The 26568-nt window shown below is 21.5% G+C and carries 20 protein-coding genes and 1 tRNA gene; 19 read left to right on the forward strand and 2 right to left on the reverse strand.

Translation table 11 applies throughout. The annotated features are described in order from the left end of the window. Positions 1-48: 48 nt before the first annotated feature. The 8 genes from miaB to tusA all read left to right on the forward strand — a co-directional run bounded on the left by miaB (position 49) and on the right by tusA (position 8678). Entirely contained in the window at positions 49-1386 is a 1338-nt protein-coding gene (gene miaB / locus UAR70_01915; protein XBC39617.1) for a tRNA (N6-isopentenyl adenosine(37)-C2)-methylthiotransferase MiaB, read from the forward strand. Between the two features lie 83 nt (positions 1387-1469). Further along, complete coding sequence (gene ybeY / locus UAR70_01920) at positions 1470-1952, forward strand: rRNA maturation RNase YbeY (protein XBC39618.1); 483 nt, start codon at positions 1470-1472, stop codon at positions 1950-1952. A gap of 58 nt (positions 1953-2010) precedes the next feature. Beyond that, on the forward strand, positions 2011-2862 hold the full coding sequence (gene corC / locus UAR70_01925; protein XBC39619.1) for a CNNM family magnesium/cobalt transport protein CorC: 852 nt from the start codon (positions 2011-2013) through the stop codon (positions 2860-2862). Positions 2863-2907: 45 nt separating this feature from the next. Next, positions 2908-3492 (forward strand): hypothetical protein, encoded by a 585-nt coding sequence (locus tag UAR70_01930; GenBank protein ID XBC39620.1) that lies wholly within the window; start codon positions 2908-2910, stop codon positions 3490-3492. Continuing rightward, entirely contained in the window at positions 3480-4427 is a 948-nt protein-coding gene (lnt, locus tag UAR70_01935; GenBank protein XBC39621.1) for an apolipoprotein N-acyltransferase, read from the forward strand. Before UAR70_01930 ends, lnt begins: the two co-directional genes overlap by 13 nt. A 48-nt stretch (positions 4428-4475) precedes the next feature. Further along, entirely contained in the window at positions 4476-7052 is a 2577-nt protein-coding gene (gene leuS, locus UAR70_01940; GenBank protein ID XBC39622.1) for a leucine--tRNA ligase, read from the forward strand. 47 nt (positions 7053-7099) lie between these two features. Next, the gene (holA, locus tag UAR70_01945; GenBank protein ID XBC39623.1) at positions 7100-8098 is read left to right on the forward strand and encodes a DNA polymerase III subunit delta; all 999 of its coding nucleotides are present in this window, start codon (positions 7100-7102) and stop codon (positions 8096-8098) included. A gap of 334 nt (positions 8099-8432) precedes the next feature. Further along, the gene (gene tusA, locus UAR70_01950) at positions 8433-8678 is read left to right on the forward strand and encodes a sulfurtransferase TusA (GenBank protein ID XBC39624.1); all 246 of its coding nucleotides are present in this window, start codon (positions 8433-8435) and stop codon (positions 8676-8678) included. A 147-nt stretch (positions 8679-8825) separates the two neighbouring features. Here tusA and asd read toward each other — a convergent pair whose 3' ends face one another. Beyond that, on the reverse strand, positions 8826-9935 hold the full coding sequence (gene asd / locus UAR70_01955) for an aspartate-semialdehyde dehydrogenase (protein XBC39625.1): 1110 nt from the start codon (positions 9933-9935) through the stop codon (positions 8826-8828). 371 nt (positions 9936-10306) lie between these two features. On the opposite strand from asd, the gene UAR70_01960 reads away from it, so the two are divergent. From UAR70_01960 to UAR70_01995, 8 genes are all read left to right on the forward strand, one after another. Then, the gene (locus tag UAR70_01960) at positions 10307-10909 is read left to right on the forward strand and encodes a YhgN family NAAT transporter (GenBank protein XBC39626.1); all 603 of its coding nucleotides are present in this window, start codon (positions 10307-10309) and stop codon (positions 10907-10909) included. 233 nt (positions 10910-11142) lie between these two features. After that, positions 11143-12321, forward strand: coding sequence for a phosphoglycerate kinase (locus UAR70_01965; protein ID XBC39993.1), 1179 nt, complete (start codon positions 11143-11145; stop codon positions 12319-12321). A gap of 75 nt (positions 12322-12396) precedes the next feature. Continuing rightward, the gene (fbaA, locus tag UAR70_01970; protein ID XBC39627.1) at positions 12397-13476 is read left to right on the forward strand and encodes a class II fructose-bisphosphate aldolase; all 1080 of its coding nucleotides are present in this window, start codon (positions 12397-12399) and stop codon (positions 13474-13476) included. Positions 13477-13623: 147 nt separating this feature from the next. Further along, on the forward strand, positions 13624-14484 hold the full coding sequence (mscS, locus tag UAR70_01975; protein ID XBC39628.1) for a small-conductance mechanosensitive channel MscS: 861 nt from the start codon (positions 13624-13626) through the stop codon (positions 14482-14484). Between the two features lie 2 nt (positions 14485-14486). Next, on the forward strand, positions 14487-17819 hold the full coding sequence (locus UAR70_01980; protein XBC39629.1) for an exodeoxyribonuclease V subunit gamma: 3333 nt from the start codon (positions 14487-14489) through the stop codon (positions 17817-17819). Between the two features lie 49 nt (positions 17820-17868). Next, positions 17869-21420 (forward strand): exodeoxyribonuclease V subunit beta, encoded by a 3552-nt coding sequence (recB, locus tag UAR70_01985; GenBank protein XBC39630.1) that lies wholly within the window; start codon positions 17869-17871, stop codon positions 21418-21420. Between the two features lie 53 nt (positions 21421-21473). Next, positions 21474-22751 carry an AAA family ATPase gene (locus UAR70_01990; protein ID XBC39631.1) on the forward strand — a complete coding sequence of 426 codons (1278 nt, stop codon included), beginning with the start codon at positions 21474-21476 and terminating at the stop codon, positions 22749-22751. Next, on the forward strand, positions 22721-23293 hold the full coding sequence (locus UAR70_01995; GenBank protein ID XBC39632.1) for an ATP-binding domain-containing protein: 573 nt from the start codon (positions 22721-22723) through the stop codon (positions 23291-23293). Before UAR70_01990 ends, UAR70_01995 begins: the two co-directional genes overlap by 31 nt. A gap of 46 nt (positions 23294-23339) precedes the next feature. Here the strand turns inward: UAR70_01995 and UAR70_02000 are convergent. Continuing rightward, positions 23340-23416 (reverse strand) — tRNA-Met (locus UAR70_02000). Between the two features lie 82 nt (positions 23417-23498). Here UAR70_02000 and mltA point away from each other — a divergent pair. The 3 genes from mltA (at position 23499) to ribD (ending at position 26513) form a co-directional block, all read left to right on the forward strand. Beyond that, complete coding sequence (gene mltA / locus UAR70_02005) at positions 23499-24557, forward strand: murein transglycosylase A (GenBank protein XBC39633.1); 1059 nt, start codon at positions 23499-23501, stop codon at positions 24555-24557. Positions 24558-24613: 56 nt separating this feature from the next. Next, complete coding sequence (gene ribH / locus UAR70_02010; GenBank protein XBC39994.1) at positions 24614-25099, forward strand: 6,7-dimethyl-8-ribityllumazine synthase; 486 nt, start codon at positions 24614-24616, stop codon at positions 25097-25099. Positions 25100-25277: 178 nt separating this feature from the next. Next, complete coding sequence (ribD, locus tag UAR70_02015) at positions 25278-26513, forward strand: bifunctional diaminohydroxyphosphoribosylaminopyrimidine deaminase/5-amino-6-(5-phosphoribosylamino)uracil reductase RibD (GenBank protein ID XBC39634.1); 1236 nt, start codon at positions 25278-25280, stop codon at positions 26511-26513. Positions 26514-26568: the final 55 nt, after the last annotated feature.

The following is a 26568-nucleotide window of genomic DNA, read 5'->3' on the forward strand; positions in this document are numbered from 1 at the left end:
TTAAAAAACACCAATAACTATAAATATACTATTTTAAAAATAAATATTATGAAGAACAATAAGATATATATAAAAACATGGGGTTGTCAAATGAACGAATACGATTCATCCATGATAACTCAATTATTAGAACAAAAACATGGATATACAACTACAAAATATTCTAACTTAGCTGACATATTAATATTAAACACTTGTTCTATAAGACATAACGCACAAGAAAAAGTATTTCACCAAATAGGAAGATGGAAAAAATTAAAACAAAAAAATCCAAATTTAATAATTGCTGTAGGAGGTTGTGTAGCAACCCAAGAAGGTAAAAATATATATAAACGTGCTAATTATGTAGACATAGTTTTTGGCACACAAACTTTACATCATTTACCTAAAATGATAGAAAAAATAAAAAAATCTCAAAAACATATTACTGATATTTCTTTTCCATTAACAGAAAAATTCAACTTTATACAATACCCTAAAAACCCTAAAGTCACATCTTTTGTATCAATTATGGAAGGATGTAATAAATTTTGTTCTTTTTGTATAGTCCCATATACTAGAGGACATGAAATTAGTCGACCTGTAGATGATATTTTATTAGAAATATCTAATTTATCAAATAAAGGAGTAAAAGAAATTCATTTACTCGGACAAAATGTAAACTCATACAAAGGAAAAACTTTTAATGGAAATATTTGTAAATTTTCAGAACTGTTAAAATTAGTTGCATCTATTAAAGGAATTTATAGAATAAGATTTACAACTAGTAATCCATTTGAATTTACAGATGATATTATTAATGTATACTCTAAAATTCCTGAAATAGTTAGTTTTCTTCATTTACCTATTCAAAGTGGCTCTAATAAAATACTCAAGTTAATGAAAAGAACACATACTACAAATGAATACAAAGAAATTATAAAAAAAATTACTAAAGCACGTCCTAATATTCAAATTAGTTCAGACTTCATTGTTGGTTTTCCAGGAGAAACATCATCAGATTTCGAAAAAACCTTAAAAATAATTCAAGAAATTAATTTTGATATGAGTTATAGTTTTATTTACTCTCCGAGACCAGGAACACCTGCTACAGAACTAGAAGATAACACTACACTACAAGAAAAAAAAGAAAGATTATATATACTCCAAAAACTAATCAATAAAAATACAATAAATTGGAACAATAAAATGCTAGACAGTGTTCAATCAGTATTAGTAGAAGGATCATCTAAAAAAAATTCACAAGAATTATTTGGACGAACAGAAAATAACAGAATAGTAAATTTCAAAGGGAACAAAAAAATGATTGGTCAATTTATAAATTTAACAATAACAAAAATAAATCCTAATTCTTTAAGAGGTGAGTACATAAAAAATAATAATTAAACATTACTATCTTAAAAATATAAATTCATTATTTCAAAAACATATTTACACTTCATTTTATAAATGAAATTTAACTCTAAAAAATGAAAAATAAAATTATTTTAAATATACAAACAGCCAGTAAAGTACTAACATCCTTTCCACCAAAACATCAATATCTCAAATGGATACAATCCAGTTTAAAAAATACAAAAAACGATAATATTAAAATTTTAATAAGATTGGTAGAAAAATCAGAAATAAAATTCTTAAATAATAAATTTAGAAAAAAAAATAATGTAACAAACATACTATCATTTTCATATATTAATGATAAAATAATAAAATCTAATTATATAGGAGACTTAATTGTTTGTGGAGAAGTAATAGAAAGAGAAGCAATAAAAAAAAAAATAAGCACAGAATCACATTGGGCTCATATTATTATACATGGCATACTACACTTATTAGGATATACACATTCTAATATCACGAATAGAGAAAAAATGGAATCTTTAGAAACTAAAATCATGCAATCTTTAAATTATAAAAATCCTTATTCTAATATTAAAAAATTAATTTATTAAACAAAATAAACATAAGATTAAAAATCTATATTAATTACGAAACAGAAATTAAAATTCCATGAGTAATAATAATTCCAAAAATAGTAATAAAGAAGAAAAAAAAGGATTCTTTTCTATCTTATTAAGTCAAATATTTCAAGAAGAACCACCTAAAAATAAAGAAGAACTATTAAAATTAATAAGAGATTCTGAAGAAAACTCACTAATAGATCAAGATACTTATAATATGCTAAAAGGAGTGATTGACATCACAAAAAAAAGAATAAAAGATATTATGATTCCAAGACCACAAATGATTACTTTAAAACTAAATTATTCTTTAGATCAATGCTTAGATATAATAATCAAATCCGCACATTCTAGATTTCCTGTAATAAGTCAAAATGAAAACTATGTTGAGGGCATGTTAATTGCTAAAGATTTATTACCACTCATAAAACATAATACTACTACTTTTTACATAAAAAAGATGTTACGACCTACAATAGTTGTTCCTGAAAGTAAATATGTAAATCTTATGTTAAAAGAATTTAGATTAACCAAAAATCATATGGCAATTGTTATCGATGAATTCGGTGTTGTTTCTGGATTAATTACAATTGAAGACATACTCGAATTAATAGTAGGAGATATTGAAGATGAATACGACGAAACAACTCTAAACATTCGACAACTAGATAAATATACCTTTGTCATTAAATCATTGACTCCTATTAAAGAATTTAATAATAAATTTCAAACTAATTTTAATGATGAAGAAGTAGATACTATTGGTGGTTTAATTATGAAAAAAATTGGACACTTACCTATCAAAGGAGAAGTTATTAACATTAACAAATTTAAATTTAAAATTAATATTGTAACTAATAGAAGAATTATATTATTACAAGTGACTATTCCAAATAAATAAAAAAATATACATTATTAATATTTTATATAAACTTTATATATACCTATGATAAAATTTTTCCAAATATTAATAGCATTTTTTTCAGGAAGTATCGGAGTACTATCTTTTTCTCCATGGGAATACTGGCCTTGTGCTATAATTTCTTTTATAGGATTAAAAACAACATTGCATTTTTCAAAAAAAAAAAATATACAAGTAAGTACAATTGGATTTTTTTGGGGCGTTGGTTTATTTAGTAATGGAATATATTGGATTTATATAAGTCTTAGATTTTTATATAAAATTCCAACATGCACCTCATTACTAATATTACTTATATTAATAGCATATCTTTCACTCTATCCTATGCTATTTTCTATTATAATTACATATATACAATCTAAATTTAAATCTCAATTTTTTCTTATTATATCATCTTCGTTATTGTGGATAATAATAGAATACATAAGAGAAAACTTATTTACTGGGTTTCCATGGCTAGAATTTGGTTATAGTCAAATAAATAGTCCTTTAAAAAATATTGCTCCAATTATGGGAATTCATGGAATTACTGTTATATTAATAACTATATCAGAACTACTATATTTATTCTTATTAAAAAAAAAATACTATACTTATTGTCTTCCATAATCATTCTAATTATTTGCCATTTACTATCAACATTTTCATGGTATAAAAAAAATGAACTCAAACAAATAAATGTTACTTTAGTACAACCAAATATAATTCCAAAAAAACAAATAACTACAAAAAACGTCATAAAAATACTAAACAAATATTTAAATATAATAAAACTAAATAAAATTAAAAATTCTTTAATAATTTTTCCTGAATCTTCTATTCCTAATTCTATAATTAATAGAAAAACTATATTAAACTTATTCAAAAAATCAATCAAAACAAATCATAACGTACTAATAACTGGTTGTATAAACAATTATATTAAAAATAGTAAAACATATAGCTATAATTCCATATTAATGATTACAGAAAAATCACATATACAACATACAAAAATTATTTACAATAAATACCATTTAGTACCATTTGGTGAATATATTCCATTCTCTTTTCTATTTAAATATTTATTTAAAATATTTCTAAATATTTCTATTAAATCACTTAATAAAGGTTCTTATATACAATTTCCAATAAGTATTAATAACTTATATTTTTCTACATCTATATGTTACGAAATTGCTTTCGGAAATCAAATTAGAAATAATTTTATTCCTAATGTTAATTATTTAATATCAATATCAAATAATGCTTGGTTTAAAAATTCTATTCAACCCTGGCAACAATTCCAAATAGCCAGAATGCGAGCATTAGAATTAGGTAGACCATTATTATATAGTTCTAATACTGGTATTACAGCTATTATTAACGCAAACGGAACAATTAAAAACATAATACCACAATTTCAAGAAAAAATATTAAATGGAAACGTAAATTCTACCTCAGGTATTACACCATACTATAAATATGGAAATATCCCTTTAATTTTAATTGAAATATATTTTATACTATACATAATTATAAATATTGATTTTAAAAAGCGATAGAATTTTAATTTCAAATGAAAATTTATAAAACATGGGTTAACTAAAAAAATGAAAACGGAATATTTTCCTCATAAAATTGAGCCACAAGTTCAAAAATTTTGGAAAGAACACAACACATTTAAAGTTACTGAAAACACTAAACAAAAAAAATTTTATTGTTTAGCTATGATCCCTTATCCTTCTGGAAAACTTCATATAGGGCACGTAAGAAATTATACAATTAGCGATGTTATTGCAAGATATCAGCGCATGTTAGGAAAAAATGTATTACATCCTGTAGGATGGGATGCATTCGGGTTACCAGCAGAAAATGCAGCTATACAAAATCAAACTCAACCTGATAAATGGACTTATGAAAATATTAAATACATGAAAAAACAATTAAAAAAATTAGGTTTTAGTTATGATTGGAATAGAGAAATAACTACATGTAAACCAGAGTACTACAAATGGGAACAATGGCTATTTATAAAACTATATAACAAAAAACTTATATATAAAAAAAAATCATGGGTTAATTGGTGTGAACATGATAAAACAGTACTTGCTAATGAGCAGGTAATAAACAAATTATGTTGGCGTTGCAATAATAAAACAACAAAAAAAAAAATTTCTCAATGGTTCATTAAAATCACGCAATATGCTGAAGAATTACTAAAAGACTTAAATAATTTACCAGATTGGCCTATTCAAGTTAAAAATATGCAGACTAAATGGATAGGAAAAAAAACTGGAATAAAAATAAAATTAGCACTATTAAACCAAAAAAAAACTTTATTCGCTTTTACATCAAGACCTGATACTTTAATGGGAGTAACTTTTATTATACTTTCTCCTTTTCATAAATTTTCAAAACAAATTTCTCGAAAAAATCCAAAAATTAAACAATTCATTAAACAATTTTTTGATATAAATATTTATAATGATATTTACAATGAAAATATAGGAATAAATACCAATGAATTCGCTATACATCCAATAACGAAAAAAAAAATACCGATATGGATTGCTAACTATATATCCATAAATTATGAAATTAAAGCAATGTTATGTACACCTGCACATAATCAAAACGATTTAAATTTTGCTATAAAATATAATTTAGAAATTAAAACGGTGATTTTAGATTCAAATAAAACTATACCAGAAATAAAAGACACTGCTATGACGTACAAAGGAATACTTTTTAATTCTAAAATATATGATAATTTCAATAATGTAGAAGGATCATCAAAAATAATTCAAGATTTAAAAAAAATGAAAATAAGTAAAAAAATTACTTATTATAAATTAAAAGACTGGGGAGTATCTAGACAAAGATCTTGGGGAACTCCTATTCCTATGGCCACTCTTCAAAACAAAAAAATAATTCCAATACCTGAAAAATATTTACCAATTTTATTATCTAAAAATCTAACAGTACAAAAAAAATCAAAAAAAAATATAAATAATAAAACAATCTACATTAACAAACAAAAAGCAATATGCGAATCTGATACTCTAGACACATTTCTAGCATCTTCATGGTATTATGCAAGATTTACATGTACAAATTTTAATACAGGTATAATTGATAAAAATTTAGCTAATTATTGGCTTCCCATAGACCAATATATTGGAGGAATTGAACATGCTGTCATGCATTTAATATATTTTAGATTTATACATAAAGTATTAAGAGATTTAGGATTAATTAAAACTAATGAACCAGTTAAAAAACTACTATGTCAAGGAATGGTATTATCTGATGCGTTTTATTATTTAAATGAAAAAAAACAAAAAAAATGGATTTCTGCTCAATCTATAAAAATAGAATATGATACTAATTTTAATATAAAATCATCTTTTTATTTCGATAATAAAAAAATATTTCATGAAGGCATGATAAAAATGTCTAAATCAAAAAACAACGGCATAGAACCAGAAAATATAATTAAAAAATATGGCGCTGACACAATAAGATTATTTATCATGTTTGCGGCACCAGTTGAAGCAGACTTAGAATGGAAAGAATCAGGAGTAAAAGGAATACACAAATTTTTAAAAAAACTATGGAAAATCTCTTATAATCATATTCAAAACTATAATTGCAAAATTAAACTTAAAATTAACGAACTAAACATAACACAACTAAAAATTCGTTCCGATTTATATAAAACTATTAACATAGTTTCAAAAAATATTAATAAAACACAATCATTTCATATAGCTATCTCTAAAATTATGGAATTCGTAAATAAATTAACATCTATACCATTAAATATAGAACAAAATCAAGCTATAATGCAAGAATCTTTATTAGCTATTATAAAAATGCTTTATCCCTTTGTTCCACATTTTAGCTTTATAATATGGAAATATCTATCCAATAAAAACAAAAATATTGATTTTATTTCATGGCCTAAAACAAATAAACAAGCGATTTTATTGAATTCTCACTATACTATAATTATACAAATCAACGGAAAGATGAAACACAAAATATCCGTAAAAAAAAATATTTCTAAAGAAAAAATACTCAATATTGTATTTAAAGAAAAAAAAATAAAGAAATATGTAGAAATTGAATCTATAAAAAATGTTATCTATATCCCTAATAAAATAATAAATTTAGTTACAATTTAACTAAATAAAATGTTTTTTTATTTTAAACAACACAAAACTATTCTTTTATGCAAACAATTCATTCCGAAAATTTATTTCCATCTTTCTTTAAAAAATTAAGTCTTTACTATTTAATTATAGGTGATATTGAATATCTTATTCAAACAAGCGAAAAAATTATACTAAATTTAGCAAAAAAAAATGGATTTCTAGAAAAATTAATAATAAAATTCGATAATAATACTGATTTAGAAAATATATTATTTTCTATACAATCAAAAAATTTCTTTTTTAAAAAAAAAATTATATGTATTTTTTTAAAAAAAACATTATCAATACAAAAAATTCAAAAATTCTTATTTGAATTCAAAAAATATATTTCTATCGATGTATTATTAATAATTTATATAAATAAATTAAATAAATACATATTGAATAATATACAAAAAGAAAACTTAAATATACATGGAACATATATATTGTGTGATTCTCTAAATCATAAAAAATTATCTACTTGGATTAATAATAAAATTCAACATATAAATATAAATATAACTAATAATGCAAAAATATTTGCTCTAAATAATTGTCAAGGAAATATTTTATATTTAAATAACATATTAAATATTACATCATTAATATGGACACACGAAAAGATTCACACTAAATTACTAACTTATGTAATAGATGATTTAACTATTTTTGATCCTCATCAATGGATAAACGCATTATTAAATAGCAATTTACTGCTATCACTTAGAATTCTAAACAGACTACATGATTTAAATGTTAATCCTATAATATTAATACGAATCTTACAAAATAATTTACTAACAATATTACTAATACAAAGAGAACACAAAAAAAATTATGTATGTATCTTAAAAAAAAGAAATATTAAAAAAAATAAATATACATCATTAATAAATTTTTCAGAAAACAAAAATTTTAAAATTATTCATAAAGCATTTAAATTATTAGTATCTATTGAAATGAAAATAAAAAATAATAATATTCAATTAGCATGGCTTCAATTAACAACTTTATCTTTTATACTATGTTCATAAAAAAATTTTATTATCTTAATCTTTAAGATGGCTATGTATATCATTTATATAAAATATAAAGCTTAATAAATTTAACGTATAATTATTTTAAAAAAAACTAAAGATATTTTCAGATAAAACTATTTCAAAATAAAATAGTATTATTATCCCTATAATTTTCTAATTTTTATAAATAAAAATAACTTTAATAAAATTCAATACTCAATATCTATTGTTTTAAATTATTTTAATTAATTATAAAATATATAAAAATTTTTATATCAATAAACAAAATAAAATATATTTATAATAAAAATTTATAATACAAAAAAAAATTCATTTTAATTTATAAAATATGAACAAAAAACAAGATTATTTCTTAGATTTAAGAAAATTGCGGTGTCCAGAACCAATAATGTTAATAAGAAAAAAAATGAGAGAAATTAACTTTGGAAATACACTACTTATATTATCAGATGATCCATCAACTATACGAGACATCCCAAAATACTGTCAATATTTAAATCATAAATTATTAAAAATAAATACAAAAAATATATTTTTTCAATTTTTAATAAAAAAATGTAATAAAAAAATATAATCTTACTATAAAATATACTTATAAAAAAATCCAATCTCATTTTAAAATAAATATAGCTTAATAATAAAACTACTAACTTTCTTTCAAAAAAAATCACTAACAATTATTAATTACTTTAATAGTTGCTAGTGAATAAAATATTTTAAATTAAATTAAAATTTTTAACATTCTACGCAACGGCTCCGCAGCTCCCCATAACAATTGATCACCTACAGTAAAAGCAGATAAATATTTATTTCCCATATTTAATTTTCTTAATCTTCCAATAGGTATACTTAAAGTACCAGTTACTGCTGTAGGAGTGAGTTCAAAAATGGAATCACGCTTATTATTAGGAATTATTTTTATCCAAGAATTGTGATTAAATAATAATTGTTCAATTTCATGAATAGTAATATCCTTTTTTAATTTTATAAAAAAAGATTGACTATGACAACGTAATGATCCAATTCGAACACATAAACCATCAATTAAAATTTTTGGATTACACATTAAAATTTTATTCGCTTCTTCTTGAATTTTCCATTCTTCACGAGTTTGTCCATTATTTTGTTTTATATCAATCCAAGGTATTAAACTACCTGCTAAAGGAACTTCAAAATTATTTTTAGGAAAATTAATAGAACGACTAATCCAAGAAACTTTTTTTTCTATGTCTAAAACAGTTTTAGCAGGGTTCTCTAAATCATCAGCGATAGTATTATGTATAACACCCATTTGTATTAACAACTCTAAAATATGTCTAGCACCACTTCCTGAAGCTGCTTGATATGTTGATACCATAATCCATTCTATTAAATTTTCTGTAAATAAACCTCCTAAAGACATTAACATTAAACTTACAGTACAATTTCCTCCTACAAATGTCTTTATACCAAAGTCAATTGATTGTTTTATTAAATCATAATTAACAGGATCTAATACTATTACTGCTTCTTTGTTCATTCTTAATATTGATGCAGCATCTATCCAATATCCATTCCAACCACTATTGCGTAATTTATAATATACCTGGTTCGTATAATTACTACCTTGACATGAAATAATAATATCTAATTCTTTTAAAATATCAATATCATAAGCGTCTTGTAATATACCAAAATATTTTCCACTAATTATTGGACCATTTTTATATTTTTGAGAAGTAGAAAAAAAAATAGGATCGAAACACTGAAAATCGTTTTCGTGAATCATACGATCCACTAATACAGAACCAACCATACCTCTCCAACCAACTAATCCAACACGTTTTTTCATCAAATAAAATATCCAATTAATTAAAAATTATTCATTTTTTTAAAATAATTAAAGTAATACACCATAATAAATAAAATTTATATATTTGTATAAAAACACAAAAACAATTGTATTTTATATGTTATATTTAATTTATTACACTACTTATATTAAAATTTTTTATATATTCATAATATTAAATTCATACTATATATTACATAAAATTTATTTAAAATAATTATAATACAAATTAAAAATTATGTATTAAATACAAATTAAAGTATTCTATTAAACCATAAAATTTTACAAAATTATAAAATATTTTAAATTAATTACTATATAAATATTACATATTAACTTATCATTATTCTATTTATTAGGAAACATCCACTATGACAGAAATAATTTCTGAAACAACTTTGTTAATTTTAATTATGGATCCTCTAGGAAATCTTCCTATATTTATGTCTATATTAAAATATTTAGAACCTAAAAGAAGAAAAAAAATATTAATTCGAGAAATGATAATTGCTCTACTAATTATGTTATTATTCCTGTTTTCAGGAGAAAAAATTTTATCAGTATTAAATTTACAAGCTGAAACAGTATCTATCTCTGGAGGAATAATATTATTTTTGTTAGCAATAAAAATGATTTTTCCAAAATCTGAAAACAATAATAAAAATTCTAATGATGTTCTCAAAAAAGAAGAACCATTTTTAGTACCTTTAGCAATTCCTTTGGTTGCTGGACCATCACTTTTAGCAACATTAATTCTATTATCACACCAACATCCTAAAAATCTTTTATATTTAGTAGGAGCATTATTTATAGCTTGGATTACAACAGTAATAATTTTACTACTATCTGATATTTTTTTACGTTTGTTCGGATCAAAAGGAATAAATGCTTTAGAACGATTAATGGGATTAATTTTAATAATGTTATCTATTCAAATGTTTTTAGATGGCATAAAATCATGGTTACATACATAATAATATTATTAATTTTAACATTCAAATAAAATATATAAAAATCAGTTCCTTTTGTTTAAAAAAAAATAATAATTTAAAAATTTTTAAATATTTCAATTTAATTTAAATATTCAATATTTAACATGATATTTTAAAAATTTTTTAATTATCAATACACAAGCAATTATTAATTTTATAATATAAAAATCACAATATTAAGTATTTCTATTAAATAAAATTACATGGTAAAAATTATGCCTACTATAAAAATTACTGATCTTAATCTTAAAAATAAAAAAATACTAATTCGTTCAGATTTAAACGTTCCAATACAAAACGAAAAAATTTTATCTCATACACGTATTCATGCATCACTTCCAACGATACAATTTGCTCTTAAAAACAAAGCTAAAGTAATTGTTGCTTCACATTTAGGAAGACCAATTGAAGGAAAACATGAAAAAAAATTTTCATTGTTTCCTATTTTTAAATATATTAAAAAAATATTACCCGATACTAATGTATACTTTATTAAAAAATTTACTGATAATATTAAAATACAACCTGGAGAATTAGCCATATTAGAAAATGTTAGGTTAAATATTGGAGAAACAAAAAATGATACAAATTTATCTAAAAAATATGCAACATTATGTGATATATTTGTTATGGATGCTTTTGGCACTATACATAGAGATGAATCATCTACAAACGGAATAATAAAGTATTCTAATATTGCATGTTGTGGATTATTATTAACATCAGAATTAAAAGCTTTAAAAAAAGCTTTAAAAAATCCAGAAAGACCTATGATATCAATAGTTGGAGGAGCAAAAGTATCAACAAAATTTAATACATTAACTGAGTTAGCAAAAATTTCAGATAATTTAATAGTAGGAGGAGGAATTGCGAATACATTTATAGCTATCAATCATAATGTTGGAAAATCTCTCTATGAACCTAAGTTCATAAATCAGGCTAAATTATTAAATAAACACTATAATATTTTTATTCCAACCGATTCTAGAGTTAAAAATACGTTAAAAAATGATAACTTTGCTATAATAAAAAAAGTATCTGATATTAATTCTAATGATGAAATTATGGATTTTGGAGATACTAGTATCATAAATATGAAAAATATAATTAAAACAGCAAAAACCATCTTATGGAATGGACCAATTGGTGTCTTTGAATTTAAAAATTTTAGAAAAGGCACACAAGAATTATCTAAAGCGATTGCCTCTAGTAACGCGTTCTCTATAGCAGGTGGTGGAGATACATTATCTGCCATTGAAAAATTTAAAATACAAAATAAAATTTCATATATTTCTACAGGAGGAGGATCATTTTTAAAATTTTTAGAAGGAAAAAACTTTAACATAATTAAATTACTAAAAAAACATTTTGAAAAACAAAAAATTAATAATTAATTATTAATTATACATATAACTATTAATTGTTAATTAATTATAAGCTATCTTACTATTAGGTTAATTTAATTCATCATGTGCAATATTTTAAATCACATAAAACCTGGCGTGTTAACAGGGAAAGAAGCACTAAAATTATTTGAAATAGCAAAAAAAAATAAGTTTGCTATACCAGCAATAAATTGTATAAATACAGATTCTATTAATATAGTATTAGAAACAGCTAAGATAGTTAAAAGTCCAGTTATTATACAATTTTCTTATGGCGGTTCAGAATTTATTTCAGGGTTAGGATTAGAAAAACATAAACAGCACAAACGAGCTATTTTAGGAGCACTATCAGGAGCACAACACGTTCATATAATGGCAAAAAACTATCAAGTGCCAGTAATTTTACACACAGATCACTGCCACAAAAAAATACTTCCATGGATAGATGAATTAATTAAAATAGGAACAAAATATTTTAATAAACACAATAAACCTTTATTTACATCTCATATGATTGATTTATCTAATGAAAATCTAGATTATAATATTCATATTTGTTCAAAATATTTAAAAAAAATCAAACAAATAAATATGATATTGGAAATAGAACTAGGATGTACAGGAGGTGAAGAAGATGGAATAAATAATACTGAAATAAAAAAATCACTGCTATACACTAAACCAAATGAAGTTAACTATGCATATGAATATCTTTCTAAAACTGGACCAGAATTTATCATAGCAGCATCTTTTGGAAATGTACATGGAGTATATCAAAAAGGAAATATTAATTTACAACCAAATATTTTAAAACAATCACAAAAATATGTAAGTACAAAACATAATTTACCACATAATCCATTAAATTTTGTATTTCACGGAGGTTCTGGATCTTCTACATATGATATAAAAAAATCTATAGATTATGGAGTAATTAAAATGAATATTGATACTGATATACAATGGGCTACTTGGAAAGGAATTTTAAATTTTTATAAAATAAATAAAGAATATTTGCATAGTCAAATAGGTAATTCAAACAATCAAAATATACCTAATAAAAAATATTATGATCCAAGAACATGGATACGATTTTCTCAAAATTTTGTATTTCAATATTTAAAAGAAAAATTTTATATATTAAATGCTTACAATTTATTATAAAATTTAAAACACATTATTAAATATTAGAAATTACTAAAAATTAGAGAAGAATTATATCACACTCTCTCTAATTTTAAATATCATATAATACTAATTATATAATATTTAAAAATCTATAATTCTATCTAATCATTATTAAGTAAAAACATGACTCAACTAAATGTAGTGAATGATATAAATCATGCAGGAAACTGGATAATAAGAAATCAAGAATTGTTACTTAGTTATATTATAAACATAATTTCTGCAATAATTATAATAGGATCAGGACTGTTTATATCAAAAATAATTTCTAATGTAATCAATAAAATACTCATCGCACAAAATATCGATACTACTATTTCTCATTTTTTATCTTCGTTAGTAAAATATGTCATAATTACTTTTTCACTTATAGCTGCATTAGGATGTATTGGAATACAAACTACTTCTATAATTACAATATTAGGAGCTGCAGGAATGACAATTGGATTAGCATTACAAGGCTCTTTATCAAATTTTTCCGCGGGAGTACTGCTAGTAATGTTAAGACCATTCAAAACAGGAGAATACGTGAATTTAGAAAAAATTTCAGGAACTGTACTAAATATACATATATTTTATACAACTTTTAGAACGTTAGATGGAAAAATTGTCGTTATTCCAAATGGAAAAATAATTTCAGGAAATATAATTAATTACTCTAGAGAAAAAGCAAGAAGAAATGAATTTATTATTAGTGTATCTTACGATTCAGATATTGATAAAGTAATAAAAATATTAAAAGAAGTCATAGAATATGAAGATAGAGTACTCAAAGATCGAGATATTATAGTAGGATTAAATGAATTAGCACCCTATTCATTAAATTTTATCGTACGTTGTTGGAGTAATACTGATCATTTAAGTTTAGTTTATTGGGATTTAATGGCTAAATTTAAAAAAGCGTTAGATGAAAATAATATTAATATTCCTTATCCACAATTTGAAATTAACTTTAAAAAAAATATTAACAAAAATTTAAAATAAACATGTTCATTTTATATAAATCTATCGAATTTGATTTACTGATCAAAAAAGCATACGATATTATTTTAAATAAACCATTATCAAATCCACTAAATCAAGAAATATTTATTGTTTCAAACAAAGATACAAAACAATGGATAAAAGTATTTATAGCAAATACATATAAAATCACCTGTAATATAAAATTTTTAAAACTAAAAAATTTTATTTTTAAAATATTTAATAATATTATTCCTAACAATAACTCTCAACTAGAATTTAGTCAATCATCAATAACATGGAAAATTATAAATAATCCAGACATAATTAATCTTATTCAACAAATCATTTTAAAAACAAATGATCAAAATAATATTTTTTATATAGCATCTCTAATATCAAACCTATTTCAAGCATATTTAATATATCGTCCAGATAAAATAAATGCATGGACAAAAAATAAAACTGAAAAAAAAAATTTAAAAAAATATTGGCAACAAATTATTTGGCAAAAAATTATCAAATACACAAAAACAAAAAAAAAAACATGGCATTTTTCAAATTTATTATTCACTACTATAAAAAAAATACAAAAAAAATTTTTTAACAGAAATTTTTTACCTACTAGAATTTTCATATTTGAAACAAAACCAATAAACTTAGCTTATATGCTATTACTAAAATCTATTAGTAAACATTGCTTTGTATATTTTTTTTATGTTACTCCTAAATACGAAGAAAAAAAAATATTTTTTAATACAGAATTAAATTACAAAAAAATACAACAAGAAATCAAAAAACATACTCTATTATCTTTTTTTTATTCCAAAAAAAATAATACTTTATTTAACAAAATAATATCTGACATAAATGAAAAAAATTTCACTTCACAATCATTTTGGAATATATATGAATATGAAAAAATATTATTATTAAAATTTATAAAAGATAAATCTATTAATTTAATATCTAAACAGAAATCACCATGCTTGTTAAGCATGTTAAAGAAAAAAATATTAAAACATAACTGTTGTTTTAAAATCAAAAATCAAAAACAACATAAAAAAGTTTTAATTTCTAACAAAGATAATTCTTTTTCTATACATGCTTGCTACAATATAATTAAAGAAATAGAAATTTTACATGATAATTTACTCAATATTTTAAATAAAAATCGTAATATTTTATTTCAAGATATACTTGTAATTAGCAAAAATTTAGATAAATATGTTCCTTATATAAATTATATATTCACTTCAGTTATACCTAAAAATTATATTCCTTTTTGTATTACTCATAACACACCTAAAAATTCAATACTGTTTAATATTTTTTTACAATTAATTAATTTACCCAATATTCCAATCGATATTAATCATGTTACTGATTTTTTAAACATTTTACATTATTTAAAAAAAACAAAACTACATGATAAAGAAATATCTATACTGTTAGAAATAATTAATAAAACCAAACTAAAATGGGAAAATGATAATATTTTATCAAATTATTCATTTTCTGAATATACAATAAAATATTGGGAACACGGAATAAAAAGAATATTTCTAGGTAAAGTAATAAATAAGCAAGACTATGAATCTTGGAATAAAATTATCGCATTTGATGAAATAAACACATCTTATTACGAAATTTTTAATAAACTAATATCATTAATATTTTTTCTTGATAAATGGAAAAAAATATTATCTAAACCAAAATTTTTATCAAAATGGAAAATTACATTCAAATACTTTTTTAATGATTTCTTTACTCAAGAACAACAAGAAAACTCAGAATTAAAATTTATAATAAAAAAACTGAAAAAAATAATAAATGGTGGAATTAAAGAAAAATATCCAAAAAAAATCTCTATAAATTTATTTAAAAATGAAATAACACACATGTATACGTATACTGCTAATGTAAATAATTTATTTTCTGGGAAAATAACTTTTTCACATAATTTTTCTCTTATAAATATTCCATTTAAAGTAATTTATATATTAGGAATGGACGATTCTTTCACTTCTGAAAAATATAATTCGTTAGAAATATATAACCTCATAAATATTCATCCCAGAATATGCGATCCATCATATGAAAAAAAATATCTACATTTATTTCTAAAAACACTACTATCATCAAAAAAATTTTTTTACATTAGTTATAATCAAAATTCTCAAGATAAAAACAAATCAAATGATCCTTCTTTTATCATAAAAGTATTATTAGAATACATAACTAAAAAATTTTTTATTATAAAAAAACATAATCAAGAAAAATCTTTTGAAAATATCAAATCTCATATTTATCATATTCATACCCAAGATTCATACAATAAAAAAATACTTTTAAAAAAAACTCATTATCCTACATTAAATAACATACGTCTTACATTCATAACTGATATTCCTAACGTTAACAAAAAATTCATATACAATTTATCATCAATAAAAAACACTACTATAAATAAAAATACATTAATTTCATTTTGGAAAAATCCAATCCAAACATTTTTCAATAAAAGACTCAATGTAAAGTTAAATCATATCTATAAACAAACAGAACTACAATATCACTCTCCTTATATAAAATCTCATCAATATGAAATCAACAAAAATATCTTAAATTTTCTTATAAATAAAAAAAAAACTAGTAAATTATTTAAATATTACCAAAATATCGGCATAATACCAAATAATAATATCGGAGAAATATTTTGGGAAAAAAAAATACAATTAATAACACCATTATTTAAAAAAATTCTAAGAATAAAAAAAACATTAAAAACAATTGATTTTAATATTATTATTAATAAAAAATATAAACTTATAGGAACATTAAAAAATATAAATAGTACAGAAGGATTATTATATTGGACAGCAAATACTACTAGATTTGAAGATATTATATCAGTATGGTTAAAACATCTAATATACTGTTCATTATATGAAAATAAAAACACTCTTCTCATAGGACTTGACAATAAAATAATAAAATTTTCTAAACTAAAAAAAACTCAATCTGAAAAATATCTACAAAAATATATATATGGATATTTTCAAGGTATGAAAAAACCAATATATTTAACAAATTCAGGAATTAATTGGATAAAAAAAAATTATACTCATATAAATAAAAAAAAAAATACAAATAAACAAAACATTTTAATTAACAATAAAATTATTTGTGAAACATGGAATGGAAATAACTGGTTTCAAGGTGAAAAAAAAAACTTATATGTGCGTAAAATTATTACAGAATTAAATCAAAAAAATATATTTAATATTTGTAAAACCGCTAAAAAATGGATAATGCCAATATTAAAAAATATATCATACTCTAAATATAATTAAAAAAATAAAATTATATTTATATTATATAAATAACACTTTTAAAAAAAAAATGGAAAAAATAAAATCTAAACTTATTGATATAATAAATTTTCCCTTATTTGGAAAAATATTAATCGAATCTTCTGCAGGAACTGGAAAAACATTTTCACTAGCAATTATATACCTACGTTTATTACTGGGTATTACCAATAACGCTAAAAATTCTAAGAAACTTTTAGTAAAAGAAATCTTAGTAGTAACTTTCACAGAGCATGCCATACAAGAACTGAAATCAAGAATAAATAAAAATATAAAAACCCTAAAAAAAGCATGCATAAATAAATATAGTAATGATAAAACATTCACTAAATTATTATCTAAAATTACTAATTTTTCTCAAGCTATTAATATATTAACACAAGCAGAATATTCTATGCATGAACAATCAATATATACTATACATAGTTTCTGCTATAAAATAATAAAATTTAATCAATTTTCTTCAGAAAAAATACTTAACGGTAAATTATTAGAAAATACATATTCACTATATCTCAAATCTAGTATAAAGTTTTGGAAATACTATTTTATTTTTTTACCCAAAGAAATTACTACCATTTTATTAACATACTTTAACAACGCAATATCTCTTTTACAAAAAATTTTTTCTACCTTACAAAATATATCGTCAACAAAAGAATTATTAAAAAAAAGAAAAAAAAATATTATCCAACACTATCGTGAAATAATAGATAAAATAATTATATTTAAAAAAGAATGGTTATATTATAAAAATATTATCTATACATCAATCATAAAAACTAACATTAATAAACACATCTATACTAAAAAAAATTTAAAAAAATGGATAAAAAACATTAATATATGGGCTAATGCACAAAAAACAGAAAATTTTTTTGTACCAAAAGAATTAAATTACTTTAAAAAAAGTACATTAATCCAAAATAGTATTTCTAATCAATCTTCCAATGAATTAATTTTTGAAATAATAGAAAATTTTCTAAATACAAATTTTTCTTTAAAAAAATTTTTTCTTTTAGATGCATGTTTAGAAATAAAAAATATATTTTTAAAAGAAAAAAAAAAAAATAAATACTTTGAATACAACGATTTAATTGAATTATCAAATAATATATTAAAAAAAAACTACCTAAACATATCAAAAAAATTACTATTAAAATATCCAGCTGTATTAATTGATGAATTTCAAGATACTAATAATCAACAATATAACATTTTTAAAAAAATTTACACAAATAAAAAAAATTTACTAATTTTAATTGGTGATCCTAAACAATCAATTTACAGTTTTAGAGATACAGATATTTGTTTTTACTTAAAAATAAAATCAAAAATAAAACAACAATACTATCTAAATATTAACTGGAGATCATCTCCAGAAATGATAGATAGCATTAATACATTATTTTTACAATCAAACAATCCTTTTTTAATAAAAGAAATTCCATTTTATCCAGTTATACATTCTAGTACTCAAAACTCAATTAAATTTCAAATTAATGAAAAAATTTATCCTGCATTACAATTTATTTTAAATAAAAAAAACATGACAAATCAAGAATATCAAAAATGGATCTCTAAAACTGTTTCAAAATATATATTTTTTTGGTTATCTAATGGAAAAAAAGGAAATGCAACTCTTACTACACATAATGATACTCATAATGTGACTGAACAAGATATAACTATAATAGTTCGAAATAAATTAGAAGCTAGTATAATCACTAACGAACTTAAAAAATTAGATATAAAATCAGAATATCTATCTTCAAAAAAAAATATTTTTAATAGTCACGAAGCTACAGAAATATCATGGATATTACAAGCAATTTTAAATCCTAAAGATGAATATTATTTAAAACGAGCTATGTCTACCGATATTATTTTTAAAAATACTAAGCAAATTCTTTCTATTGATAATAATCCAAAATATTGGTTAAAATTATTACAAGAATTTAATAGATATTTAAATATTTGGAACACACAAGGTATATTAAATGTACTTAAAACATTAATTAATAATAATACTAATTCATCTATACTAAATAAATCTGAATATACTATTCAATGTAACTATGCAAATATAATAAACATAGGACACATACTTGAAAAAAAATATCTCGTACTAAAAAATAAATATCTCTTAATACGATGGTTAGAAAATAAAATTGCTCAAAATGAAAATGAAACAAAAAATAAATATATAAAAAAAAACAATAACCTAAAACATAATATAAAAATCACAACTATACACAAGTCGAAAGGTCTTGAATATCCTATAACTGTAATTCCTTTTTTATCTACACTATTTAAAAATACTACAATTTTATCTGAAAAAATTAATATTAACTCACAATATCCTAAAAAAATAATCAATACAAGCCAAAATAAATTTCTTAAAATAGAAAAACATAAATTTTCAGAAGAAATAAGATTATTATATGTAGCACTAACTAGATCTAGTGTACATTGTAGTATAGGAATTTCTCCAATTAAAAAAAAAATACAAAAAAAACAACAAGAAAGCATCTATCAATCAACTAGTGCTCTAAGATATATTATCCAATCTGGAAAAATTAATAATTCTGAAAACTATTTATACAAAAAGCTATCTTTTCTTTCTAAAAACAAAAACATAAAAATATCATCTAAGATTTTTAATGTAGACATAAAACCAAAAAACACCATAACTCAACCAATTATTAAAAAAAATTTACTCCATGAAAAAATAACTAAAAAATTAAATTATAACTATAGATTTACTAGTTATTCAGAAATAATAAAAAATAAACATTTATTAATAAATGAAATATCAAGTGAAACATACAAACAAACTCTTACAAAAATTAATGATGATAACTTAAATAAAGATACAATATTTTCATCTCACACTTTTCCTAAGGGAAAAAAATATGGAATTTTAATCCACAGAATACTAAAAAATACACCATTCAATAAAAATATTGAATCTAAATGGTTATTTAATGAATTAATAAAATATAATCTTGATACAAAGTGGATTAAAAAATTACAAGTTTGGATTAATACAATATTCTGTACTACCTTAAATGAATCTTCTAATCTAAAACTATGCGAACTAAACTCAAAAAAATATATAAAAGAACTAAAATTTTCACTACCAATAAAAAAAATAACTAAAACACAACTAATACAAATTTTAAATATTAAAAAAAATAATATACATATATTAGATAATACAAAATTTTATCCAATTCAAGGAATATTAACAGGAATAATTGACTTAATCTTTTTTTGGAAAGGAAAATATTTTTTACTTGATTATAAAACAAATTGGTTAGGTTCTTCAAATCAAGACTATTCTAAAAATACTATTCATCAAATAATCAAACAATATCATTACGATTTTCAATATCAATTATATAGCCTAGCATTGAATAGATATTTAACACAAAAAGTAAAAAATTATAATTTTTCAAAACATTTTGGAGGAATATATATCCTATTTTTAAGAGCAATAAATGAGAATAAATCTAAAAATGGAATTTTCTATACATTACCAAATATAAATATAATAAAACAATTAGAAAATATTTTTTAAAAAAAAATAAATTAAAAATAACATTTATGAAAATAACACATATATTAAAAACAATGATTAAATACAAAATAATAACATCATCAGATTTTTACTTTTCAACAATTTTATTTAATAATCAAACATTAAAAATAAAATTTTTAGCTTTATGTATTAATCATTTTATACACAATGGACATATATGTCTTCCTTCTGTTTTAATTGAACAAAAAAAAGTTTTTCTTACAAATAAAATAAACTTAATCAATAAATTATGGAGTTTAATACAAATAAATAAAAATTTTTGGATAAATGAATTACTGAAAGATTCTCATATCATCAGTAATGGACTAAAAAAAACACCATTAATATTTAATAATAAAAACTTTTATACATACAAACTATGGTTAGCTGAAAAAAAAATTTGGAAATTTATTAACCAAAATCAAAATATTCAAACAAATAACACAAACATAATTAAAAAATTATTAAAAAACTCACTAAAAGAAGATACTGACTTAACCCAAAAAATAGCTATAACTTTATCTATGATTAGTAACATAATATTTATTATAGGAGGCCCTGGAACTGGTAAAACTACAATAATATCTAAAATAATACTAATATTTATTAAATTATTTTCAAGAAACGTCAAAATAAAATTAACAGCATTAACAGGTAAAGCTTCAAATAATTTAACTGAATCAATTAATAAAAATATTAAAAAATTTAATATTACTAACGAAAAAATAAACATTCCTGACTATAAAGCAACAACTTTACACAAATTACTAAATATTAAATACGAAAATAAAATCAAAATTACAAACACTAAAATTGATTTATCTAATATAGATCTATTAATAATAGATGAAGCATCAATGATAGATATAGAAATTATGGAAAAACTCATTGATAACATACCAATCACTTTAAAAGTAATTTTTATTGGAGATCACAATCAATTACCTTCAATATCAGGAGGTCATATCCTAAAAGATATATGTAGTTACTATCGAGAAGGATTTAGCAAAAATATGACGCATTTTCTTGAAACTCTCTTAAATAAACAAAAAATCATAAAAACTATAAAAAATTACAAATTTTCTAATATAAATGACAAAATTATAATGTTAAAAAAAAACTATAGATGCAATTTAAACTCAGATATTTTAAATTTTTCAAATATATTAAAAAAAAATAGTATAAACAACAAAAAAATATTATATAATAATACTTATCAAGATATAAAATTTAAAAATATATTTCATAATTTAGAATATAAAAAAATAATATCTCAACTAGCAAAGATTTATAAAAAATATTGGTTAATCTTAAAAAAAAAAAATCATTAAAAAAAATAATAAATATTTTTAACAATTGTAAATTATTATGTATTCTCAAAAAAGGATTATTTGGAGTAGAAGGATTAAATTTAGCTATAGAAGAAAAAATGAAACAATTAGGATGGATTAAAAAAACTATAAATATTAATCAAACCACATGGTATTTCGGAAAACCTATAATTATTTTAAAAAATGACACAAAAATGAATCTATATAATGGTGAACTAGGAATAACACTCCTAAATAAACAAAACAAGTTAGCTGTGTTTTTTTTAAGTAAAAATACAAAAAAAAATACCTCTATTCCAATAAATTTAATTCCAAAACACCAAACAAATTGGGCAATGACAGTACATAAATCTCAAGGTTCAGAATTTTTTAATGTAACTCTATTATTACCACCAAAAAACATTCCTATATTAACAAAAGAATTAATTTATACTGCTATCACTAGATCAAAGAAAAAATTAACAATATATTCTAAAGAAAAAATATTTATAGAATCCATTAATAAAAAAATAAAAAGATATAGTGGAATATCAATATCTTAAAATATTTTTAATTTTAATTTAAAAATAAAACATGATAATATCTTTGTGGTTGCGGGAGTTGGATTTGAACCAACGACCTTCGGGTTATGAGCCCGACGAGCTACCAAACTGCTCCACCCCGCTTTCTTTGTAAAATTAGATATTAGTCTATTTTATTACCAAAATCAATCTTTTTTTAATAATATTTAATATTCTAAAAATAAACATGCATAAAAAATCTATTATAACAGCAATAATAATATTCATAAATACAATTTTAAATAGTGGAATCACTCATGAAAATTTTAATATAAAAAATAAATATGTCATAAGTTCTATTAAAAATATTAATTTACCAAATAACTTAAAAATTATTAATACAAAAGAATCAATTATTCAAATACAAAAAATACAACAGTATTCTCCAAGATTATATAAAAAAAACCTTTATATATATACAATAATAAAAAAATGGTTACAAAATAATGGAAGCATCAAAGAATTAAAAAAACTTAACATTAAATTATATACTTTAAAAAACGTCTATAAAAAAAATAACATAAAATTTACAAGTTATTATACTCCTATAATTAATGCTAAAAAAATACCTGATAAAAATTTTCTATATCCAATTTATTCAATACCATACAACCTAGTAAAACATTCTATTTTACCTACCAGAAAAAAAATTTATCAAGGGATCTTAAATAAAAAATACATCCTTGCATATAGCAATTCTCTAATACAAAACTTTTTTATGGACATACAAGGTAGTGGATTAGTAAATTTTAAAAATAAAAAACCTCTAGTATTATTCAGTTATTCTGGAAAAAATCACTGGCCATATACTAGTATTGGAAAAACTTTAATTCATACCAAAATAATAAAAAAAAAAAATGTATCATTACTAACTATTTTAAATTGGAGTAAAAGAACACCTATTTATAAAATAAAAAGCGTGCTAGAAACCAACAAATCATTCGTATTTTTTAAACCAAGAAAAAAAAGGATCATAACAGGAGCACTATGCGTACCATTAATTCCTAAAACAGCAGTAGCTTCCGATAAAACAATCATTCCTCCTGGTAGTATAATTTTATCAAAATTTCCTGTACTAGATAAAAATGGAAAATACAAAAATTGCGAAATAAGATTACTAATAGCACTAGATACAGGTGCTGCTATTAAAAATCAAAAATTAGATATCTATCAAGGAATTGGTGAATTATCAGGAATAAAAGCAGGATTTTATAATCACTACGGATCTATTTGGATATTAAAATAATAATAAAGTTACTCTATTTAAAATAAATTCAATCATATTAACAAAATAAAAAAATTATTAACAATAAAAAAACTATGATAACTAAAAATGAAACAAAAATTGCTATAATTATTAGTAGATTTAATTATTCTATCAACACAAATTTATTAAATGGAGCCTTAGATACACTACAAAGAATAGGAAAAATTACCTTAAAAAATATATCTATAATATACGTACCAGGAGCATATGAAATACCCACCATTTCTAATATTATTGCCAACAAAAAACAACATCATGCTATTATTACTTTAGGAACAATCATAAAAGGAAAAACATCACATTATTCATATATCTCTAATACGATCATTTCAGAACTATTAAAAATTAGCATAAAAACTAACATACCTATTTCTCTTGGAATAATTACTGCAAATAATATTGAACAAGCAGTAGAAAGATCAGGACTCAAATTAGGAAATAAAGGAATAGAGTCAGCACTAGCAGCACTAGAAATGATTGATGTTATTAAAAACATAAAAAAACAACATTATTCAAAATAACAACTATCAATTTTTAATAAAAAAACAATTGACAATTGTTAATAAAAAAGTTTTAAAAAATATAATTAAACTATACCAAAATACTAAGTTGTACTTAAAAATAAATTAAACTTTTAATAATATAAAAAATATGTGATGATAAATAATCATTTAAAAATTTTGTAAATTAAAAAAAAATATGAACAAAATTTTATCAATAAAAAAAAATTATTATCAATCTACTGTAAATAAAGATATATTTTATATGCAAAAAGCTATAAAACTAGCAAAAAAAGGAATATTAACTACATCTCCTAATCCTAATGTAGGATGTGTTATTGTTAATAAAAATACCATCGTTGGTAGTGGTTGGCATAAAAAAACAGGTATGCATCATGCAGAAATACATGCTATAAAAAAAGCTGGCATAAAAGCTCAAGGGGCAACTGCATACATAACTTTAGAACCTTGTAGCCATTTTGGCAAAACACCTCCATGTTGTATTGCATTAACAACTTGTGGAATTTATAAAGTAGTAATAGCTACATTAGACCCTAATCCAAAAGTTTCTGGAAAAGGAATCCAATGGTTAAAAAAAAATGGAGTATTGGTAAAAGTAGGAATTCTACTTAAAGAATCTATACAAATAAATCAAGGATTTTTTCAAAGAATGAAAACAGGAAAACCATGGATACAACTAAAACTAGCAAGTTCTCTAGATGGACGTACAGCATTACAAAATGGAAAAAGTAAATGGATCACCTCAACTGAAGCTAGAAAAGACGTACAATATCTTAGAAAAAAAACAGATGCTATCATTAGCAGTAGTAGTACTATACTTGCTGATAATCCATTGCTTACTATACGAAACACCAATAAAAACATCAAAACTAAAAAATTATCTACATCAAAAATAGAAAAAAAAAATGAAAATTACTATAAACAACCTATTAGAGTAATAATTGATAGCAAAAATAGAGTATTACCATTACATAAATGTATCCAACAACCAGGAAAAATATTATTAATACGATTAATTCACGATAAAAAAATTTGGCCTAAAAATGTTGAACAAATAATTTTAGATAAACAAAATAAAAAAATAAATCTTAAAAAATTAATATATATACTAGGAAAAAAAGAAATTAACAATATATTAATAGAAGCAGGACCAACACTTTCTAGTGAATTTTTAAAACTAAATCTAATAAATGAATTAATTATATATATTGCACCTAAATTACTAGGGCATTGCGCGTATCCGTTATTTTTTTTAAAGAACTATAAAATATTATCTCATGCACCAAAATTTAAGTTTAATGAAATTATTAAAATAGGCACAGATTTAAAATTAACATTAACTCAAATGCATTCACATCAAGAAAATAAATACACATATTTAAATAAAAATTTTAATAATAAAAAGACTAATTGATTATTTCTAAATCAATTTATATAATTTTTAAAAAATGAAAATTTTAAATAATTAA

This window comes from Buchnera aphidicola (Chaetogeoica yunlongensis), from assembly GCA_039829965.1.
Taxonomy (GTDB): domain Bacteria; phylum Pseudomonadota; class Gammaproteobacteria; order Enterobacterales; family Enterobacteriaceae; genus Buchnera_B; species Buchnera_B aphidicola_BA.

Coding starts and splice junctions, on each gene's coding strand:
- miaB (XBC39617.1), top strand. CDS start 49: ATGAAGAACAATAAGATATATATAAAAACATGGGGTTGTCAAATGAAC.
- ybeY (XBC39618.1), top strand. CDS start 1,470: ATGAAAAATAAAATTATTTTAAATATACAAACAGCCAGTAAAGTACTA.
- corC (XBC39619.1), top strand. CDS start 2,011: ATGAGTAATAATAATTCCAAAAATAGTAATAAAGAAGAAAAAAAAGGA.
- UAR70_01930 (XBC39620.1), top strand. CDS start 2,908: ATGATAAAATTTTTCCAAATATTAATAGCATTTTTTTCAGGAAGTATC.
- leuS (XBC39622.1), top strand. CDS start 4,476: ATGAAAACGGAATATTTTCCTCATAAAATTGAGCCACAAGTTCAAAAA.
- holA (XBC39623.1), top strand. CDS start 7,100: ATGCAAACAATTCATTCCGAAAATTTATTTCCATCTTTCTTTAAAAAA.
- tusA (XBC39624.1), top strand. CDS start 8,433: ATGAACAAAAAACAAGATTATTTCTTAGATTTAAGAAAATTGCGGTGT.
- asd (XBC39625.1), bottom strand. CDS start 9,935: ATGAAAAAACGTGTTGGATTAGTTGGTTGGAGAGGTATGGTTGGTTCT.
- UAR70_01960 (XBC39626.1), top strand. CDS start 10,307: ATGACAGAAATAATTTCTGAAACAACTTTGTTAATTTTAATTATGGAT.
- UAR70_01965 (XBC39993.1), top strand. CDS start 11,143: ATGCCTACTATAAAAATTACTGATCTTAATCTTAAAAATAAAAAAATA.
- fbaA (XBC39627.1), top strand. CDS start 12,397: ATGTGCAATATTTTAAATCACATAAAACCTGGCGTGTTAACAGGGAAA.
- mscS (XBC39628.1), top strand. CDS start 13,624: ATGACTCAACTAAATGTAGTGAATGATATAAATCATGCAGGAAACTGG.
- UAR70_01980 (XBC39629.1), top strand. CDS start 14,487: ATGTTCATTTTATATAAATCTATCGAATTTGATTTACTGATCAAAAAA.
- recB (XBC39630.1), top strand. CDS start 17,869: ATGGAAAAAATAAAATCTAAACTTATTGATATAATAAATTTTCCCTTA.
- UAR70_01990 (XBC39631.1), top strand. CDS start 21,474: ATGATTAAATACAAAATAATAACATCATCAGATTTTTACTTTTCAACA.
- mltA (XBC39633.1), top strand. CDS start 23,499: ATGCATAAAAAATCTATTATAACAGCAATAATAATATTCATAAATACA.
- ribD (XBC39634.1), top strand. CDS start 25,278: ATGAACAAAATTTTATCAATAAAAAAAAATTATTATCAATCTACTGTA.